The organism is Streptomyces sp. NPDC015130, from assembly GCF_043080005.1.
Classification (GTDB): domain Bacteria; phylum Actinomycetota; class Actinomycetes; order Streptomycetales; family Streptomycetaceae; genus Streptomyces.
Map to the genome: position 1 here is coordinate 16,878 of NZ_JBIBVC010000028.1, position 18,593 is coordinate 35,470.

Annotated in this window: 18 protein-coding genes; 12 read left to right on the forward strand and 6 right to left on the reverse strand. The window is 73.4% G+C overall.

What is annotated here, in order from left to right:
• Positions 1 to 221 precede the first annotated feature (221 nt).
• The 9 genes from ACF08F_RS36160 to ACF08F_RS36200 all read left to right on the forward strand — a co-directional run bounded on the left by ACF08F_RS36160 (position 222) and on the right by ACF08F_RS36200 (position 9,064).
• Positions 222 to 1,052, forward strand: a complete 831-nt coding sequence (locus ACF08F_RS36160; protein ID WP_392302789.1) for a hypothetical protein — start codon at positions 222 to 224, stop codon at positions 1,050 to 1,052.
• A gap of 86 nt (positions 1,053 to 1,138) precedes the next feature.
• A complete protein-coding gene (locus ACF08F_RS36165) occupies positions 1,139 to 1,576 on the forward strand; it encodes a phage tail protein (protein WP_150263851.1) in 438 nt (145 codons plus the stop codon).
• Between the two features lies 1 nt (position 1,577).
• Positions 1,578 to 2,318 (forward strand): LysM peptidoglycan-binding domain-containing protein, encoded by a 741-nt coding sequence (locus ACF08F_RS36170; protein WP_392302790.1) that lies wholly within the window; start codon positions 1,578 to 1,580, stop codon positions 2,316 to 2,318.
• Positions 2,315 to 4,156 carry a VgrG-related protein gene (locus ACF08F_RS36175; protein WP_392302791.1) on the forward strand — a complete coding sequence of 614 codons (1,842 nt, stop codon included), beginning with the start codon at positions 2,315 to 2,317 and terminating at the stop codon, positions 4,154 to 4,156. The genes ACF08F_RS36170 and ACF08F_RS36175 overlap by 4 nt, the downstream gene beginning before the upstream one ends.
• 13 nt (positions 4,157 to 4,169) lie before the next feature.
• Entirely contained in the window at positions 4,170 to 4,568 is a 399-nt protein-coding gene (locus ACF08F_RS36180) for a GPW/gp25 family protein (RefSeq protein WP_392302792.1), read from the forward strand.
• Between the two features lie 11 nt (positions 4,569 to 4,579).
• Entirely contained in the window at positions 4,580 to 6,571 is a 1,992-nt protein-coding gene (locus ACF08F_RS36185; RefSeq protein WP_392302793.1) for a putative baseplate assembly protein, read from the forward strand.
• Positions 6,568 to 7,137 (forward strand): phage tail protein, encoded by a 570-nt coding sequence (locus tag ACF08F_RS36190; RefSeq protein WP_392302794.1) that lies wholly within the window; start codon positions 6,568 to 6,570, stop codon positions 7,135 to 7,137. The genes ACF08F_RS36185 and ACF08F_RS36190 overlap by 4 nt, the downstream gene beginning before the upstream one ends.
• A 4-nt stretch (positions 7,138 to 7,141) precedes the next feature.
• Positions 7,142 to 8,335, forward strand: coding sequence for an NADase-type glycan-binding domain-containing protein (locus ACF08F_RS36195; protein WP_392302795.1), 1,194 nt, complete (start codon positions 7,142 to 7,144; stop codon positions 8,333 to 8,335).
• A gap of 147 nt (positions 8,336 to 8,482) precedes the next feature.
• On the forward strand, positions 8,483 to 9,064 hold the full coding sequence (locus ACF08F_RS36200; protein WP_392302796.1) for a hypothetical protein: 582 nt from the start codon (positions 8,483 to 8,485) through the stop codon (positions 9,062 to 9,064).
• A 41-nt stretch (positions 9,065 to 9,105) separates the two neighbouring features.
• Here ACF08F_RS36200 and ACF08F_RS36205 read toward each other — a convergent pair whose 3' ends face one another.
• The gene (locus ACF08F_RS36205) at positions 9,106 to 10,263 is read right to left on the reverse strand and encodes an alginate lyase family protein (RefSeq protein ID WP_392302840.1); all 1,158 of its coding nucleotides are present in this window, start codon (positions 10,261 to 10,263) and stop codon (positions 9,106 to 9,108) included.
• Between the two features lie 360 nt (positions 10,264 to 10,623).
• Here ACF08F_RS36205 and tpx point away from each other — a divergent pair, with 360 nt between their 5' ends.
• Entirely contained in the window at positions 10,624 to 11,124 is a 501-nt protein-coding gene (gene tpx, locus ACF08F_RS36210; RefSeq protein WP_150263860.1) for a thiol peroxidase, read from the forward strand.
• 75 nt (positions 11,125 to 11,199) lie between these two features.
• Here tpx and ACF08F_RS36215 read toward each other — a convergent pair whose 3' ends face one another.
• The gene (locus ACF08F_RS36215) at positions 11,200 to 11,610 is read right to left on the reverse strand and encodes a Fur family transcriptional regulator (RefSeq protein ID WP_055639589.1); all 411 of its coding nucleotides are present in this window, start codon (positions 11,608 to 11,610) and stop codon (positions 11,200 to 11,202) included.
• 208 nt (positions 11,611 to 11,818) lie between these two features.
• On the opposite strand from ACF08F_RS36215, the gene katG reads away from it, so the two are divergent.
• Complete coding sequence (gene katG, locus ACF08F_RS36220) at positions 11,819 to 14,044, forward strand: catalase/peroxidase HPI (RefSeq protein ID WP_392302797.1); 2,226 nt, start codon at positions 11,819 to 11,821, stop codon at positions 14,042 to 14,044.
• A gap of 74 nt (positions 14,045 to 14,118) precedes the next feature.
• Here katG and ACF08F_RS36225 read toward each other — a convergent pair whose 3' ends face one another.
• The 4 genes from ACF08F_RS36225 to ACF08F_RS36240 are packed head-to-tail and all read right to left on the reverse strand — an operon-like array spanning position 14,119 to position 17,736.
• Positions 14,119 to 15,312, reverse strand: coding sequence for an ABC transporter permease (locus ACF08F_RS36225; RefSeq protein ID WP_392302798.1), 1,194 nt, complete (start codon positions 15,310 to 15,312; stop codon positions 14,119 to 14,121).
• Positions 15,309 to 16,013, reverse strand: a complete 705-nt coding sequence (locus ACF08F_RS36230) for an ABC transporter ATP-binding protein (protein WP_392302799.1) — start codon at positions 16,011 to 16,013, stop codon at positions 15,309 to 15,311. Before ACF08F_RS36230 ends, ACF08F_RS36225 begins: the two co-directional genes overlap by 4 nt.
• Positions 16,010 to 17,086, reverse strand: a complete 1,077-nt coding sequence (locus ACF08F_RS36235; RefSeq protein ID WP_392302800.1) for a peptidoglycan-binding protein — start codon at positions 17,084 to 17,086, stop codon at positions 16,010 to 16,012. The genes ACF08F_RS36230 and ACF08F_RS36235 overlap by 4 nt, the downstream gene beginning before the upstream one ends.
• Positions 17,083 to 17,736, reverse strand: a complete 654-nt coding sequence (locus ACF08F_RS36240; protein ID WP_392302801.1) for a hypothetical protein — start codon at positions 17,734 to 17,736, stop codon at positions 17,083 to 17,085. Before ACF08F_RS36240 ends, ACF08F_RS36235 begins: the two co-directional genes overlap by 4 nt.
• A gap of 134 nt (positions 17,737 to 17,870) precedes the next feature.
• Here ACF08F_RS36240 and ACF08F_RS36245 point away from each other — a divergent pair, with 134 nt between their 5' ends.
• Complete coding sequence (locus ACF08F_RS36245) at positions 17,871 to 18,566, forward strand: response regulator transcription factor (protein WP_392302802.1); 696 nt, start codon at positions 17,871 to 17,873, stop codon at positions 18,564 to 18,566.
• Positions 18,567 to 18,593: the final 27 nt, after the last annotated feature.

The following is an 18,593-nucleotide window of genomic DNA, read 5'->3' on the forward strand; positions in this document are numbered from 1 at the left end:
CGCCGCTGCGCACCAAGGGAGAGCCCGCGCTCACGCCCCCGCCGGTCCAGCGCATGGCCGCGCCTTCATCTCCCACGCCGGGATCGCCGAACACACCGGGAACGCAGAACACGCCCAACTCAAAGGGCACGACAGGCACAACGCCGCGCCCCGCCGCTCTGGCTCCCTCCACCAGTCTCCACCCGCCCACGCCCACGCCCACCGCACCGGTCCCTCCCGTCGTGCGCCACTCCCCGGCCACCCCCACGCCGTCCCCCGCCGAGCCCTCCGCTCCGGCACCGGCCACGTCCGTCCCCCAGGCCACCGTCACCGACGTCCCCCGGGTCACCGTCACCGGCGTCCCCCGGGCCACCGCGCCCGCCACCGTGCAGCGTCGGTCCGTGCGGCCTCTCGCCTCCACCCGGCCACTCGCCCCGAGCCTTGGCGCCCCCGCGAACGCTCCCACGAGCGGCCCTGCGAGCGGTCCCGCCGGTCACCGCCCCGGCGGTCCTGTCGGCGCCCCCGCGAACACCCACGGAAACACCCCCGCGAAAGCGCCCGTCACCCCCGTCGTCCCCCTCCTCAAGCCCGCTCCCACTCCGCCACCGGCCCCCGCGCGGCCCAGCGTCCCCGCGCCCGCCGCCGCCCGGCCCCGGCCCGTGGTCCCGATCACCTCGCCCCCCGTGGCACGGTCCGTGGCCCAGCCGGTCTCCGTCCAGCGCCAGAGCGTCCCGCCGGCCGGTCCGACGGCCGGTCCCGCGCCCGCCGCCACCGCCGTACCGGTTCCGCAGGCCCCGCCGAGGCCCGCCCGCACGTCACCGGCACCGGCACCGGCACCCCGCGCCACCACCGTCAGCCGTACCGGTCCCTCCGCGCCACCCTCCGTGCAGCGCACCGGCACCCCACCGGCCACCGCCCCGGGCTCCGCGCACGCCTCGGCCACCGACGCCGAATCGCCCACGCAGCTCGACGAGTTGGCCCGCAGGCTCGTCACCCCGCTCTCCCGGCTCCTGCGCGCCGAGCTCCGCGCCGACCGCGAGCGGGTGGGCCGGCTCCGGGACCACGGGCGCTGACGGTCGGCCCTCCCGGACCACGCCCGCCGCCTCCGCCTCCTCCTCCGCCGCCCGACCACGACCGACTACCCGAGAGACCCGCCACCATGCCCACGCAGCCGGACCCCGCTTCCACCGTCTTCTTCAAGCTCACCATCGACGGCCAGGACCTCGGCCTGTTCAACGGCTGCGACGGCCTCTCCTCCGAGGTGGAGGTTGAGCAGCGCCAGGAGGGCGGCGTCAACGGATTCGTCTGGCAGCTCCCCACGCGGGTCACCTTCTCCACCATCCGTCTCACCCGCCCACTGACGCCCGACACCGCGAAGGTGGCCGCCTGGATCTCGTCCCTGGCCACCGGCATCACGCGCCCGACGGCGCAGATCGCGGCCCTGCGTGCCGACGGGTCGATCGTCGCCCAGTGGGGGCTGGTCGAGGTGCTGCCGGTCCGCTGGACCGGTCCGACGCTCGACCCGGCGAGCCCGGCCGTCGCCACCGAGACCCTGGAGATCGCGCACCACGGGTTCACCGACGCGGGGGGCGCCTGAGATGGCGGGGATCCTGGGCGCCCTGGCCGCGCGCGGCCTCTCGCGCGCCTCGCTCGCCATCCATCAGCCGCCCACCGATCTCGGCGGCTCCATCGGCGGCAGGCTGGGTGAGGTGAAGTTCCAGTTCAACCCGGATCAGCTGCAGTTGAGCCGGTCGGCGAACTGGCACACCGAGCCGGCCGTGGCCTACACGCGGGGCGCGCCGCCGAAGTTCACCGGCAGCCAGCCGGCCCAGCTGGAGGTGGAGGTCTTCCTCGACCGCTCCGACGACCCCACCTCCAACGACGTGCAGCAGCAGGTCGAACTGCTGCTTTCCTGCTGCGAGGTGACACAGCAGAGCATCAGTGCGAAGGCCCCGTCGCCGCCGTGGGTGAAGTTCTCCTGGGGGTCGTTCTCGACGGTGCGGTTCGTCGCGTACGTGACCTCCGTCTCGGCGACGTACACCCTCTTCAGCCCGAGCGGCATTCCGATCCGCGCCACCTGTTCGCTCTCCCTCACCGAGGTCTCGACGGCCACCAAGGGGCAGAACCCGACCTCGGGCGCGCTCTCGGCCCGTCGGGTGCACCGCACGGTCGCCGGGGACTCCCTGGCCTCGCTGGCCTGGCGGGAGTACGGCGACGCGACCCTCTGGCGGGTCATCGCCGACGCGAACGGCATCGACGACCCGATGCGGCTGCGCCCCGGCACGGAACTGCTGCTCCCGTCCACCACCGAAACGCCGGAGACCGAGGGCACCTCATGAGCGAGAAGACCTTCACGACCGTCCTGCACGTGCAGCTCGACGGCACGCCGCTGCCGGACCCGCTCGCGGTCCGTCTCACCGAGGGCTGGGTGGACGCCAGTGTCAACGTCCCGTCCGCGTTCCAGCTGACCTTCAGCGACAAGGACGGCACGCTCACCGCGAAGTTCCCGTATCTGAAGATCGGGGCCATGGCGGTGCTGTCGCCGTTCACCGACGGCCGGCTGGGCGAGCCCATGCTCACCGGCGAGGTCACGGCCGTCGAGGTGGACGCGGCGCCCGGTCACGGCCGGTACCTGATCGTGCGGGGGTACGACCCCGGGCACCGGCTCCTGCGCAGCCGGCGTGTCGAGGGGTATCCGAACATGACGGCCTCCGACATCGTGCGGAAGCTGGCCGCGCTCAACCGGATCCCGCTCGGCAAGGTCGACGCCACGCCGACGGTGTACGAGCTGGCGACGCAGCCCAACATCACGGACTGGGACTTCCTGTCCCGGCTCGCGCGGGAGAACGACGTCCGGCTCTCGCTGGACCCGGCGGGCCGGCTGGTCTTCGCCGCGCTGCCCCCGGCCTCCGCCGCGCCGGCGGACACGACTCCGGCGGCGCAGAGCCCGTACGTCCTGGACTTCGGCTCCAACACGCTGCACAGCCGGGTGTCGGTCACGGCCGCCGGGCAGGTCGGGAAGGTCGACGTGCGCGGCTGGGACCCGCGTACGAAGCAGGCGCTGACCGCGCCGACCCCCGCCGTGGCGAGCAAGGAGATCGTCTCCGACATCACACCGGCGGAGCTCGTCAGGCCCTTCGGTCCGGCCGAACTGGCCGCGACGGGAACGCCGTTCACGACGCAGTCGGAGGTGGCGCAGGCCGCCGCGGCGCTGGCGGACGACGTCACCGGTTCGTTCGCGGAGGTCGAGGTGGCCGTCACCGGCAACCCGGCGCTGAAGCCGGGGCAGCCGGTGGCCGTGAAGGGCGCGGGCTTCCCCTTCGAGGGGCGGTACACGGCGACGGGTGTGCGTCATGTCTTCGCCTCGGGGCGGCAGTTCACCACCTGGCTGACCGTGTCCGGGCGGCAGTTCCGGTCGCTGTACGGGACGGCATCCGGCGGTGGCGAGCCGGCGCCGCCGATGCCGGGTGTGGCGGTGGCCCTGGTCACGAACACCAAGGACCCGCTGTCGCTGGGCCGGGTGAGACTGCGGTTCCCGTGGCTTTCGGCGACGTACGAGAGCGGCTGGTGCCGGGTGGCGCAGCTCGGCGGGCGCGGGGGCGGCGGTCTCGTCCTGCCCGAGGTGGACGACGAGGTGCTGTGCGCCTTCGACCGGGGCTCGTTGGAGCATCCGTACGTTCTGGCGGGGCTGTACAACGGCGTCGACCGGCACACCCCGGCGACCGACCGGGTGCCGCCGGTCGACCCGACGAGCGGGCGGGCGCAGTGGCGGGCCATGACGTCGCGTACGGGTCACACGGTGGAGCTGCGCGAGGAGGTCGGCCGGACGCGCGCCTCGCACGGCATCCGGCTGCGCACGGCCAAGGGGGGACTGAGCGTCGAGCTGGACGAGGCGCGGACCAAGCTGACCATCGCGAGCGACGGCACGGTGACGATCTCCGGGGCCAAGGGGGTCACCGTCTCCGGGGCCCGGGGCGTGACGGTCGAGTCGGGGACCGATCTGACGCTCTCCGCGAAGGGGATCATCACCCTCGACGCGGGGCGCGGCGTGGACATCAAGGCAGGATTGAAGTTCAAGGTCGCGGCGACGCTCCAGGCCGCCGTCAGCACACCGGTCTTCAACACCTCGACGCCGCCGCTGCTCAACCCCGTCGCCGCGGCCCTGCCGCTGTTCTGAGGAGGACCGTCCCTTGAGTGAGCACTTCGTCGGTGCGGGCTGGGCCTTCCCGCTGCGCACCGGTCCGAGCGGTTCCATCGCGCTCGTGCGGCGTGACCGCGAGATCGAGGAGTCGATGCGGCTGGTGCTGGCCACGGCGCCGGGCGAGCGGCCGATGCGGCCCGAATTCGGCTGCGCGGTGCACGAGTTGGTGTTCTCCCCGGTGAACGACGCGACGATGGGGCGGGTCCGGTACGAGGTGATGTCCTCGCTCGACCGGTGGGAGCCGCGCATCGAGGTGGAGGACGTCACGGTCGCTCCGGCGCCCACGGATTCGACCACGCTGTACATCGACGTCCGATACCGGGTGCGCGGTGCCAACAACCCGCGCAATCTCGTCTTCCCCTTCTACGTCATCCCCTCCGAGGACTGAAAGAGCCACCCATGGCCCTGCCCGCACCCCATCTCGACGACCGCCGCTTCCAGCAGTTCGTCGACGACGCCAAGCGCTACATCCAGCAGGCGTGCCCCGAGTGGACCGACCACAACGTCTCGGACCCCGGGGTGACCCTGGTGGAGGCCGTCGCGCACATGGCGGACCAGCTCGTCTACCGGCTCAACCGGGTCCCGGAGAAGAACCACCTGGCCTTCCTGGACCTGCTGGGGGTGACGCTGTTCCCGCCCGCCGCCGCCCGTGCCGAGATCACGTTCCGACTGTCGGCTCCGCAGCCCGAGCCGGTGCTGCTGCCCGCGGGCACGGAGGTCTCCACAGGGCGTACGGAGACGGAGGAGGCCGTCGTCTTCGCGACCGGCGCCGATCTGACCGTCGTGCCCTGCGAGTTGATCCGACTGCTGCGGCAGGAGGCCGGGGGGACGCCGGAGGACCGCTCGCAGGACCTCCGGGGCGGTGCGGACGTCCCCGCGTTCTCCCCGCTGCCGCGGGTCGGCGATCTGCTGCTCCTGGGGCTGTCGGCGGCCGTGCCGGACTGCGTCCTCGTCCTGGACCTGGACAGCCGGGTCGACGGCGTCGGGGTGGATCCGCGTCGGCCTCCGCTGGTGTGGGAGGCGTGGTCGGCGGCCGAGGGCTGGACGGTGTGCGAGGTCGACGAGGACTCCACGGGCGGGCTCAACCGGCCGGGCGAGGTGGTGCTGCACATGCCGTCGGGGCACGCGGTGTCCCGGCTCGGCGGGCACACGGCGGGCTGGGTGCGCTGCCGGGTCGTGGACGCTGCCGAGGGGCTGCCGTCCTACAGCGAGTCGCCGACCGTACGGGCGGCGGCCGCCTTCACCATCGGCGGCACGGTCCTCGCCGCGCATTCCGAGACCGTACGGAGCGAGGGTCTCGGCGACTCCGAGGGCGTTCCCGGGCAGCGGGTGCGGCTGGCGCACGCGCCGGTCGTGGACCGGCCGCCGCTGCTCCTGCAGGTCGCGGAGCGGGCGGCGGGCGGCGGCGTGGACGACGAGGACCCCGAGGGCGGCTGGGAGGAGTGGACGGCCGTCCGCGACTTCGCTGCCTCGCGCGCCGGTGACCGGCACTACACGCTGGACGCGACGACCGGCGAGATCGCCTTCGGGCCGTGCGTGCGGCAACCGGACGGCACCTTGCGGCAGTTCGGCGCGGTGCCGCCGAAGGGCGCGGCGATCCGCGCGGCCCGGTACGGCACCGGGGGCGGCCGGGCCGGCAATGTGGCCCGCTCCACGATCACCGTGCTGCGCAGCTCCATCCCGTACATCGCACGGGTCGAGAACCGCGAGGCGGCGCGTGGCGGGGTCGACGGGGAGACCGTCGAGGAGGCCAAGGCCCGGGCGCCGATCACGCTGCGCGCGCAGGAGCGGGCCGTCACCGCCCGCGACTACGAGGAGCTGGCGCGGCGGGCCGCGCCCGAGGCGGCGCGGATCGCCTGTCTGGCGGCGGACGCAGCCGAGTCCGGGGAGAACGCGGTCCGGGTCCTGGTGGTCCCGCAGGCGGTGCCGGACCGGGGCGGGCGGCTGCGGTTCGAGCAGCTCGTGCCGGGCGACGAGCTCCTGTCGCGGGTCACCGGCTTCCTCGACGAGCGGCGCCCGCTGGGCACCCGGCTCGCCGTGGGGCCGCCGTTCTACCAGGGGGTGACGGTGGTGGCGACGCTGCACTCCTTCCGGGCGGCCGAGGCGGAGCGCGTACGGGCCGAGGCGCTGGACGTGCTGTACGCGTACCTGGACCCGCTGACGGGCGGGGCGCACGGCGAGGGCTGGCCGTTCGGGCGCCCGCTGCGGGCCGGTGAGGTCTTCGCGGCGCTCCAGCGGGTGCCGGGGGTGGAGCTGGTGGACGAGGTCCTGCTGCATCCGGCCGATCCGCTGACGGGCCGGCGGGGCGAGACGACGGACCGGATCGAGCTGGCGCCGTCCGCGCTGCTGTTCCCGTTCGACCACCGCGTGCGTGTCATCGAGGCGCGGTGAGCGGGTCCGCGCGGGGTACGGTGCCGGGGCTCGCGACCCCGTACCCGCTGGGGGCGGCGCTGCCCGCCGTGTACGCCGAGGACGACTTCGGGCAGCGGTTCGTGGCGGGCCTGGACGTGGTCCTCGCGCCGCTCTTCAACGTCCTGGACTCGCTGGAGGCGTACTTCTCGCCCGCCCTCGCGCCGGCCGACTTCGTGGACTACCTCGCGACCTGGGTGGGCGCGGAGCTGGACGGCACGGAGCCGCTTCCACTGCGGCGTCACGCGGTCGCCTCGGCCGTGGCGCTGCACCGGGTCCGGGGCACCCGGCAGGGTCTCGCGGCGGCCGTCCGGCTCGCCTTCGGCGTCCCGCCGGAGATCACCGAGAGCGGCGGCGCGAGCTGGTCGGCCCGCCCGCTCGGCCCGTTCCCCGGGGCGCCCGAGGCGGGGCTGCACGTCGTCCTCCGGGTCGCCGACCCGGCCGCCGTGGACCCGCACCGACTTCGCGCGGTCGTGGGCGCGGCCCGCCCCGCGCACCTGCCGTTCACGGTCTCGGTGACCACTTCCCGTACTGCCGAAGGAGCCTGACCCCATGACCGACGCGCCCCTGTCCCGTCCCTGCCCGGACTGCGCGAGCCCGGTCCGCGCGGCGGACCAGTCGTTCTGCGACAGCTGCGGGGCATTCCTCCGCTGGGACGCCCCGGCGGCGGTGCCGGACGCGGCCGCCGACCGGGCGGAGGAAGCCGCGGCCGTGCCGCGGGACGAGTCCCCGGCGCGCCCGGCCGAGAGCGCCCCGGACACCCCGGACACCCCGGACGGCGCGGACGCCCGGCCCGCCGCCCGCTCCGAGGAGGTCACGGCCCCGCTGCCCGCCGCGACCGCGGCCCCCGAGGAGACCCCGGTGCCCGAGCGGGGGCCGGAGCCGCGCCCGGCGTCCGAGGACCGTTCGGACACCGTCGTGCGCTCCCTTCTCGTCCCCGTGCCGGGGAACAGCCCCGCCGAGCCGGCCGTCGCCGCTCCGGTGCTCCCCGCGCGCCCCGAGGCCGCGCGGCCCGCGCCGCGGCCGGTGGAGGCGCCCGCTCCCGTCGAGGGCGGCACGCCCTGCCCGGCCTGCCGGCTCGCGAACACGCCGGGGCGGCACTTCTGCCGGTACTGCGCCACACCGATGGTCCCCGAGCGGCTCTCCACGGCCGAGGGCCCGTACGCGGGGCGGCGGCCCGGGCTCGGCCGCGACCGGAGCCGCTGGGTGGTCCGCGCGCTGATCGCGACGGCGGTCGTCGCCGTGGTCGTGGGCGGTGTCGTCGGCGGGCCGCCCGCCGCCCGTGCGGTCCAGGACCACTTCGCCACCCGCGTCCCGGTGCACCCCGTCTCCTGGGCGGCCTCCCACTCCGCGCCGAAGCAGGACCCGAAGCTGGCGGGCGACGGGTACTCCAACACCTGGTGGGGCACGGGATACGCGGGCGACTCGGCGGGCCAGTACCTGGAGGCCGGGTTCGCTGAGCCGACCGACCTGCTGTCCCTGCTCATCACCCCGGGCAGTGCGAAGAACACCACGCAGGCGGACGGTCAGGCGACCCCGCGCACCTTCGACCTCGTGGTCAAGGACGCCTCGGGCGAGACGCGCGTCTCGCACCACCTCATCAACGACGGCGGCACCCAGCGCGTCGACCTGCGGGTGCGCGACGCCCTGTCGGTCCGGCTCGTGCTCCGCACGGCGTGGCGTGCCGACCCGCGCAAGCAGGTGGCCGTCGCCGAGCTGGAGTTCTTCGGCAGGTCCGTCTCCTGACGAAGGCTCCGGCTCGACTCCGGCCAGGCTCCGGCCCAACTGCGGCCCGGCGTGGGCCCGGACGCGCGCCCGGACGCGCGCACACGCGTGCGAGACTGACGCGGGCCGACGGTTGTGCGAGGAGCGGGCTGCCACGGGAGGGGCGACATGCGACGGTTCGGAACGAGCGCGAGGACACGGCGGGGGTGCCTGGCCGCGCTGCTGGGCGGGGCGGTCATGCTGGCGTCGGCGGGGTGCTCCCCCGCGCAGCGCCCCCTCGTCGCGGTGCACGTGGACGAGCGGGGCGTCGCGCACGCCCTGCTGAGGTCCTGCGACGACGACGGCCGCGTGCGGGGCCCCGCGCTGCACGGCACGGTGCCCCGCCCGACGCCCACCTCGGAGGACGTCTCCTCCCCCGAGGGCGCCGCTCCCGAGGGCGCCGCTCCCGAGGAATCCGCCGTCGCGGAGCCGTGGATCGGCTGGGAGGCCCTGGGAACGCACGAGGCCGCGGACTTTCCGCTGTTCGAACCGCCGTCGTCATGGGCGGCCGAGGCCCGCGGGCCGCGGAGCCCGCAGCCCGGCCGCTCGTACGAGCTGTCGTTCGCCGATCCCGACGACTCGTACGCCTACACCGGCACGGTGACGTTCGACGCGGGGCAGCTCGCGAAGGTGCGCCCGGGTGACGTGCTGACCCTGCGCGGCACCATGACGAAGGAGGAGTTCGAGGACCTGGCCCGCGAGGCCTGCTGACGGCGGGTCAGCGGCCGGGCGGGCCCGGCGTCGGCCCGTCCTCAGCGGGGGTTGGCGGCGTGGGTCAGGGTGCCCCAGGCAACGAAGAGGTTGTTGCTGCCCGCCGGACGGTTGGCCTCGGTGAGCCGCTGCGTGTTCGTCATGGCGTACCCCATGCGGTGGTTCAGCGCGTTGAAGCCGACCTCGGTGACCGGTCCGAGGTGGTCGCGGAGGGTGCCGCCGCAGAGCCACCCCGGGACCGGCTCGCCGAGTTCGTACCTGGCGTGGAGGCCGAGGGCGTGGCGCAACCGGTCGGCGACCTCGGGGTAGAGGTCCTGGCCCTGGATGCGGCTCGTCTCGGCGATGTCCGATATCGCGGCCAGGCCGTAGCCGGTGTGGGTGAGGTCGCGGCAGGTCTCCTGGGTGAGCCCGTCGACGAAGGTGGTCTGCCCCTGCCAGTACCGGACGAGCTCGTCGCGGGTGTCGAGTCCGCTGCCGGGTGCCGCCTTCGGGAGGGCGCCGTCGCTCGTGAGGTAGATGTACGCGGGGACCCGGCCGCGGAACTTGGCCACGGCCTTGTCGTACGCGGCGCGGTCCTCCAGGAAGACGGCGATGCCGATCGCGGCCTCGGTCATGCTGAGCTCCCAGTTGCCGTTGGAGTGGGAGCCGTTCGTCACCTCGGGGAGGTAGACGGTGCGCAGCATCGTCCTGAAGCGGTCGACGCGGGCCTGGGGCCAGACGGTGGAGGTGTGGCGGATGATCTCGGCGGCGCGCGGCCAGGAGGAGCCCGCCCAGCCGGTCTGCAGGGGCGCGTTGGAGTTGGTGTGGTCCGTGATCACGGCGGACCAGGCGTCCATGATCTCGACGGCCTTCTGGGCGTACCGGCCGTCGCGCGTGATGTACCAGGCGAGGGAGAGCGTGTACGCGGCGATGGCGTCCTCGCGCTCGTCGGTGCAGCCGAGGTTCGGGTTCGAGTACGAGCCGCACTCCACCACCGAGCGGGGCTTCGGGACGCGGGACAGCGAGGCGTACTTGCTCGCCATCATCTGGTCGAAGGCCCCCTTCCAGGGCTGCGCCCCGGCGTTGACCTTCTCCCGGGTGAAGTCGAGCTGGCCCCGGGAGACCAGGACACCGGGGTGGACGAAGGTCGCGGGGGCCGCCTCGGCGCGACCGCCGGCGGGGCCGGCGAGCAGGCCGGCGAGGAGGGTGACGAGCAGCAGGGGTGCGGCGAACAGCGAACGCCTGCGGATGCGTGCCGTGCGGGATTCATCGCGCCATCTGGACAAGGAGTTACCCCTTCTTCATGTATGTGAACGTGGGATAGTCGTCGAGTCGGGAACCTAAAGGTCTGAACCAGTGGCGCCAAGCCATAAGGTTTCGCGGCTGCAAGCCTGACGGCGATCACCCCCTCACCGACGGAGCACTTCGGAGCGACTTTAGAGTTCACATACATGAACCGATCTGGAGTCGTCACCACCCTCTGACCGGGCGCTCGCCCCCACCGCCCGAGTCGTTCCTCAAGGCCCGGACGCCGTACGATCTTCCGCGTTGCCACTCACACCGTCCGAAGGAGATCTCCCATGGCCCAGGTCACGCTGAAGGGCAGCCCCGTACAGGTCAACGGCGCCCTGCCGCCCCTCGGGAGCCAGGCTCCCGACTTCACGCTCGTCGCCGAGGGTCTGGCCGACAAGTCGCTGAAGGACTTCGCGGGCCAGCGCAAGATCCTCAACATCTTCCCGAGCGTCGACACCCCGACGTGCGCCTCCTCCGTCCGCGCCTTCAACGAGAAGGCCGGTCAGCTGGACAACACGGTCGTGCTCTGCATCTCCGCCGACCTGCCCTTCGCCCAGGCCCGCTTCTGCGGCGCCGAGGGCCTGGAGAACGTCAAGAACCTCTCGACCCTCCGCGGCCGCGAGTTCCACACCAACTACGGCGTGGAGATCGCGGACGGCCCGCTGGCCGGCCTGACCGCGCGCGCCGTCGTCGTCCTCGACGAGAACGACACCGTCCTGCACGCGCAGCTCGTGGGCGAGATCGCCGACGAGCCCGTCTACGACGAGGCCCTCTCGGTCCTGAAGTAGTCCCCGCAGTCAGAGGAGCCCCTCCGCCGGACACCGGCGGAGGGGCTCCTCTGCGTCTCCCGTCGCATCAGGGCGTCAGGAGCAGGCCGGACAGAGCCCCCGGTACGTCACGTCGGCCTTCGACACGCTGAAGCCGAACCGCTCGCCGGGCGGAAGGACGGCCAGCGGGTCACCGGTCGGGTGGACGTCGCGGATGATGCCGCAGTCCGAGCAGACCAGGTGCTGGTGCGGACGGTGCGCGTTCGGGTCGTAGCGCTTCGCCCGCCCGTCCGTGGAGAGCTCCACGACCTCTCCCAGCGCGACCAGCTCGCCCAGGGTGTTGTAGACCGTCGCCCGCGCGATCTCGGGCAGCCGGGCAACGGCCCGGGCGTGGACCTCGTCCGCAGTGAGATGTACGTGGTCGCCGGCCAGGACCTCCGCGACGACACGCCGCTGGGACGTCATCCGCCAGCCTCGTGCTCGCAATCGCTCGAGCAGGTCACTCATGTCTACTCACCTCTTCGGCGCGCCAGCCGTCGGACAGGATTTTGCGTCGTTCTTGACTTGGACTACGTCCATCGTAGGATCTGTTCTGTTGACGGCCAAGGGACAGGAAGCCTCCAGCACGGCGGGAGACGGCGACGTGACGGACCATCCCGCACGTGTCGTCGCACTTCCTGAGCACCGCGATCTGCCAGGTCCGGAAGGATTCCGCATGTCTGAGAACCATGAAGCAATCGTCGGAGACGCGAAGGCGGAGGGCGCCGGCGGCTGCCCCGTCGCGCACACGCGCGCCGCGCACCCGACCCAGGGCGGCGGCAACCGCCAGTGGTGGCCGAACCGGCTCAACCTGAAGATCCTCGCCACGAACCCCGTCGTGGGGAACCCGCTCGGCGCGGAGTTCGACTACGCCGAGGCGTTCAACTCCCTCGACCTCGCTGCCGTGAAGCGCGACATCGCCGAGGTGCTCACCACCTCGCAGGACTGGTGGCCCGCCGACTTCGGCCACTACGGCCCGCTCATGGTCCGGATGGCCTGGCACAGCGCCGGCACGTACCGCATCAGCGACGGTCGCGGTGGCGCCGGGGCGGGTCAGCAGCGCTTCGCGCCGCTCAACAGCTGGCCGGACAACGGCAACCTGGACAAGGCCCGCCGTCTGCTGTGGCCGGTGAAGAAGAAGTACGGCCAGAACATCTCCTGGGCCGACCTGATGATCCTCACCGGCAACGTCGCCCTGGAGACGATGGGCTTCGAGACCTTCGGCTTCGCCGGCGGCCGCGCCGACGTGTGGGAGGCCGACGAGGACGTCTACTGGGGCCCCGAGACCACCTGGCTCGGCGACGAGCGCTACACCGGTGACCGCGAGCTGGAGAGCCCGCTCGGCGCGGTCCAGATGGGCCTCATCTACGTCAACCCCGAGGGCCCCAACGGCAACCCGGACCCGGTCGCCGCGGCCCGCGACATCCGCGAGACGTTCCGTCGCATGGCGATGAACGACGAGGAGACCGTCGCCCTCATCGCCGGCGGCCACACCTTCGGCAAGACCCACGGCGCCGGCCCCGCGGACAACGTGGGCGCCGACCCCGAGGCCGCGCCCCTCGAGGCGCAGGGCTTCGGCTGGGCCAACTCGTACGGCACCGGCAAGGGTGCCGACGCGATCACCAGTGGTCTCGAAGTCACCTGGACCACCACTCCCGCGCAGTGGGGCCACGACTTCTTCAAGCACCTCTTCGAGTACGAGTACGAGCTCACGCAGAGCCCGGCCGGCGCGAACCAGTGGGTGGCGAAGAACGCCGAGGCGATCATCCCCGACGCGCACGACGCGTCGAAGAAGCACCTCCCCACGATGCTCACCACCGACCTGTCGCTGCGCTTCGACCCGGCGTACGAGCAGATCTCGCGTCGTTTCTACGAGAACCCGGAGCAGTTCGCGGACGCCTTCGCCCGCGCCTGGTACAAGCTCACGCACCGTGACATGGGCCCGGTGGTCCGCTACCTGGGCCCGGAGGTCCCCTCCGAGGTCCTGCTCTGGCAGGACCCGCTGCCCGCGGTGGACCACGAGCTCGTGGACGCCTCGGACGTCGCCGCCCTCAAGAGCAGCGTTCTCGCCTCGGACCTCACGGTCTCCGAGCTGGTCTCCACCGCCTGGGCGTCGGCCTCGTCCTTCCGCGGCAGCGACAAGCGCGGCGGCGCCAACGGCGCCCGCGTCCGTCTCCAGCCGCAGGCCGGCTGGGAGGTCAACGACCCCGACCAGCTCGCCACGGTGCTCCGCACCCTGGAGGGCATCCGGGAGACGTTCAACGGCGCCCAGAGCGGCGGCAAGCGGATCTCGCTCGCCGACCTGATCGTGCTCGCCGGCGCCGCGGGCGTCGAGCAGGCCGCGAAGGACGCCGGCGTCGCGGTCGAGGTCCCCTTCCGGGCGGGCCGGGTGGACGCCGCGCAGGACCAGACCGACGTCGAGTCCTTCGCCGCGCTCGAGCCGGTGGCCGACGGATTCCGCAACTACCTCGGCAAGGGCAACCGTCTCCCGGCCGAGTTCCTGCTCGTCGACCGGGCGAACCTGCTCACCCTGAGCGCCCCGGAGCTCACGGTCCTCGTCGGCGGCCTCCGGGTCCTCGGCGCGAACCACCAGCAGTCGAAGCACGGCGTCCTCACGACCACCCCGGGCTCCCTGACGAACGACTTCTTCGTCAACCTGCTCGACATGGGCACGGTCTGGAAGGCGACGTCCGAGGACGCGACCTTCTTCGAGGGCCGCGACGCCGCCACGGGTGACGTCAAGTGGACGGGGACCCGCGCCGACCTGGTCTTCGGCTCCAACAGCGAGCTGCGCGCGCTGGCCGAGGTCTACGCGAGCGACGACGCGAAGGAGAAGTTCGTGACCGACTTCGTGGCGGCGTGGGACAAGGTGATGGAGCTGGACCGGTTCGACATCGCCTGATCGGCATGGCGTGACGCTCTCGACGCCCCCGGCAGACCGGCTCGTCCGGCCTGCCGGGGGCGTCGTCTCGGCGTTCAGCTCGCGTTCAGCGCCACCGTCGGGTGCAGCCGTGAGGCGCGGACCGCCGGGTAGAGGCCCGCGACCACGCCGATCAGGAGCGTCGCGGCGAGGCCGCCCGCGAGCGACCAGGGCGGGACCACCGCCGTCCAGCCCTGGACCCGGGCGAAGGCGTACGTCGCCGCCGCCCCCAGGAGCCCGCCCGTGACGCCGCCCAGCGCCGACAGGAGCAGCGACTCGGTCAGGAACTGGAGCCGGATCGCGTTCCGGGTCGCGCCCAGCGCGCGCCGCAGGCCGATCTCCTGACGGCGTTCCAGGACCGAGATGACCATCGTGTTGGCGACGCCCACACCCCCGACCAGCAGGGCCACCGCCCCGAGGCCGAGCATCAGGGTCGTGAGGCCCTCGTCGGTGGCGGCCTTGGCGGCCAGCGCGTCAGAGGGGCGGGAGACCTTCACCCCGCCCTCGTGGCCGGGGCTGATGGTGCGGGCCAGTACCGCCCGTACGTCCTCCACCGAGGCGTCCGTGGAGCGCTCGAAGACGGTCGAGGGGTGACCGTCGAAGCCGAACCAGCGCTCGGCGGCGGGGAACCCGACCAGGGCCACCCGGTCCAGGGTGGGGACCAGTTCGAGCGGCGCGAGGATGCCGACGACGACCACGCGCGTGTCGTTCAGCATGATCGTCTCGCCGGTGCGGGTGATGCCGAGGCGGTCCGCGGCGACCGCGCCCAGGACCGTCACCGGGAGCCGTTCCCGCGCCGGGTCCAGCCACACCCCCCTCGCCACCTCGCCGCCGAGCGCCGCCAGCAGGTCGGTGCCCGCGGCCTGGACGGTGACGCCGGCGGTCCGCTCCTCGGGGACGACGTCGCTGCGCCGGACACGGGCGTCGACGTCGCCGGTGGCCGTGGCGTGCCGGACGGGCCCGATGCGTTCGACCATCGCGACCGCGTTCTTCGGCAGCTTGAGCTCCTGTCCCGTCGCGTCCTTGCCCGCCTCCGCGGTGAGGAGGTTGGTGCCGAGGCGGTCGAGACGGGCCATGAGGTCCGCGCGGCTCGACTCGGACAGCCCGACGACCGCGACCATGGTCGCGATGCCGATGGCGATGCCGAGCGCGGAGAGGACCACGCGCGCGCGGCGGGCGCGGAGGCCGACCGCGCCGACGCGGAGGACGTCACCGGGAGCGAGTCGGGAGGGCTTGAGGTCGCGTGTCATGCACCCGCCTCCACACCCTGCGGACCGCGGGTGTCCGCGACGATCTCGCCGTCCTTGAAGCGGACCCGGCGCGGCAGCGAGGCCGCGATCTCGTGGTCGTGGGTGATCACGCAGATCGTGGTGCCGGCCGCGTTGAGCTCGTGCAGCAGCTCCATGACGATCGCGCCGGACGCGGTGTCCAGCGCCCCGGTCGGTTCGTCCGCGAGCAGCAGGCTCGGCTCCTTCACCAGGGCGCGGGCGATGGCCACGCGCTGCTTCTCGCCACCGGAGAGCTCGTTCGGGGTGTGCGAGCCGCGGTGGTCGAGCCGTACCCGGGCGAGGGCTTCACGCGCGCGCGTGCGCCGCTGCCTGAGCGGCACGCCCGCGTACAGCAGTCCGTCGGCGACGTTGTCGACCGCGTCGCGGCCGGCCGCCAGGTGGAAGTGCTGGAAGACGAAGCCGATGTGCCGGGCGCGCAGGGCGGAGAGCCGGGAGTCGGAGAGCGCGGACACGTCGTGGCCGGCGACGCGGACGGTGCCGGTGGTGGGCTTGTCGAGGGTGCCCATGACGTTGAGCATCGTGGACTTGCCGGAGCCGGAGGGGCCGACGACGGCGAGCAGTTCGCCCTCCTCGACGGTGAGGTTCACCGCGCGCAGGGCGTGGACGCCGCCGGGGTACGTCCTTCCGGTGTCGCGCAGTTCGACGACCGCGGCCGGGGTCATGACGCCGCCACCCCGACCTTCAGGCCTTCGCGCAGGTCCGGGCCCGTGACCTCGATGCGTCCGTCGGCGGTCATGCCCGTCTCGACGCGCACGGTCGTCGAGCCGGTCCCCCGGACGATCTGGAGGCCGTAGCCGCCGTTCTCGCCGCGGAGCGCGATCACCGCCTCGACGGGGACGGTGAGGACGCCCTTGCGTGCCTCGCTGACGAACCTCACGCTCGCCGAGGCCTTGGCGTCCTCGCCGCTCGCGGCGTTCGCCGCCCCGCCGTCCAGGACGACCTCGACGGTGATGCCGTCCTGGGCGCCGGCACCGGCCTCGGTGTCCTCGGGGCGTACCGTTCCGGCGACCTGTCCGGCCACGGTCCTCCCGCTCGGCAGGGTGACCTCGACCCTGGTGCCGCGCGAGGTGAGCGGTCCGTCGGTCTGGTCCAGGCGGGCCCGTACGACGGGCCGGGTGGAGGCGACGGTCAGGACGGCGCCGTTCGGGGCGACCTGGTCGGCGAGGGCCGCGTCGGCGGAGACCACCCTGACCTTGCCGGGCTGGAAGACGACGTCCCCCTTCCCGACCCGGCCGGTCGGTTCGCGGTTGAGGGACTTCTGCCACCGCTTGACGGCGGCCTCGGTGTCCTTGCCGTACCGCGCGTCGACGTACAGGTGGGCTCCCCAGCCGAGCTCGCGGAGGTTGCGTTCCAGCTGGAGGACGTCGCTGCCGCGGTCGCCCTCCTTCATCTCGCGGAACATGGGGACCGGTCCGTAGAGCAGGGTGACGGGCTTGTCGTTCAGCTCGTACAGGGCCTCTCCCCTGGCGAGGGTCCGCCCTTCCGGGGCGGCGACGGTGACGGTGCCCTCGACGGCCGACCTGACCGTGCGCCGCTGGGCGAAGTCGAGCGTTCCGTCGACCGTCTTGGAGCGTACGAGGTCGGTGCGGACGACGGTCGCGGTGGCGGGCGGCAGGTCGCCGCCCTTGCCGGAGGCCTCCGCCTGCCCACCGCGGTCGAGGACGAGGACGCCCCCGGTGACCGCGGCGGCGACGGCCGTCGCGCCGAGCACGAGGAGGGCGGGGCGGCGCTTCACTGCATGCCGTCCAGACCGTCGAGCAGCTTCGTCGCGCACGCCTCTCGGGCCTGCTTGTACGCCGGCGAGTTCATGTCGATCGTCGGCGAGGCCGGGTCGGGGTCGCCGCCCGGCTGGGCGTTGCCTCCGCTCATGGTCGGGTTGGTGAAGCGGGAGACGCCGTTGTCGCGCATGCACTTGGCGTGCGCGAGCATCGACTCGTAGTCCTTCTGCTGGTCGCGCTCGGGCTCCGCCTGCAGGGCCTTCATGAGTTCGGGGGCGCAGACGCCGTTCTTCCCGCCCTTGGCGGCCTCGTTCTGGCCGGGCCGGGAGGAGATCTCCTCGATCTTCGTCCAGTCGAGGTGTCCGCTGAGCTTCGGGTCCGGGTAGTCCTTGTAGCCGCCCTTGACGCGCATGCAGCGGACGTAGGTCAGCTGGGCGTCGTAGAAGGCGCTCTTCCCGGCGGGCGCGGTGCTCGGGGCGCCGCCGCCGTCGGCCGGTCGCGAGGCCGGGGCGGTCTCCGGCGCGGAGGCGATCTCGTCGCTCTTCCCCGTACCGCCGGCGCTGTCCTCGCCGCTGCCGCAGGCCGCCGGGAGGAACAGGACGGGAAGCGCGGCGAGGGCGGCGAGGCGCAGCCGGGCGGTGGCGCGGGACGTCGTCGTGGGGTTCATGGGCCCCACCCTCGCCAGGCCACGTGATGGCCTGTCCATGGCCACATGATGAGAACGTAACAATGCCCCCGACCTGCGAATCCGCCCCTTCCCCCGGCGCGTGAGGGCTCAAGGGCGTGCACATAATCGTTCCCATGCCGCATGTACTGCTGATCGAGGACGACGCGTCCGTACGGGACGGGATGGAGCTCGTGCTGCGCCGGCACGGGTACGACGTCGACACGGCGGCCACCGGCGAGGAGGCGCTCGCCCTGCTGGACGGCCCGGGCGGCGCGCGGGTCGAACTGGCCGTGCTCGACCTGATGCTGCCGGGCATCGACGGCTTCGAGGTGTGCCGCCGGATCCGCGCGCGGACCGCCACCCTGCCCGTCGTCATGCTGACCGCGCGCGGCGACGACCGGGACATCGTGACGGGGCTGGAGGCGGGCGCCGACGACTACGTGGTCAAGCCGGTCACGGCGCCCGTCCTGGAGGCCCGCATCCGGGCCGCGCTGCGCCGGGCGGAGCCCTCCGGACCGGTGCGCGGGGCGGAGTCCGACCCCGCCGGCCTCGTCATCGACCGCGCGGGACTGACCGTCACCAAGCGCGGGGCCCCGATCGCGCTTCCGCCCACGGAGCTGCGGCTCCTCCTGGAGCTTTCGGCCTCCCCGGGCCGGGTGTTCAGCCGCGAGCAGCTCCTCGCGTCCGTCTGGGACCACACCTTCCTCGGCGACTCGCGGATCGTGGACGCGGCGGTCGGGCGGCTGCGCGCCAAGCTGGAGGACGTACCGGCCAAGCCGCGGTACGTGCAGACGGTGCGGGGCTTCGGCTACCGCTTCGGTCCGCTGTGAGCCGACGGTCCGGGCGGTCGCGCGACG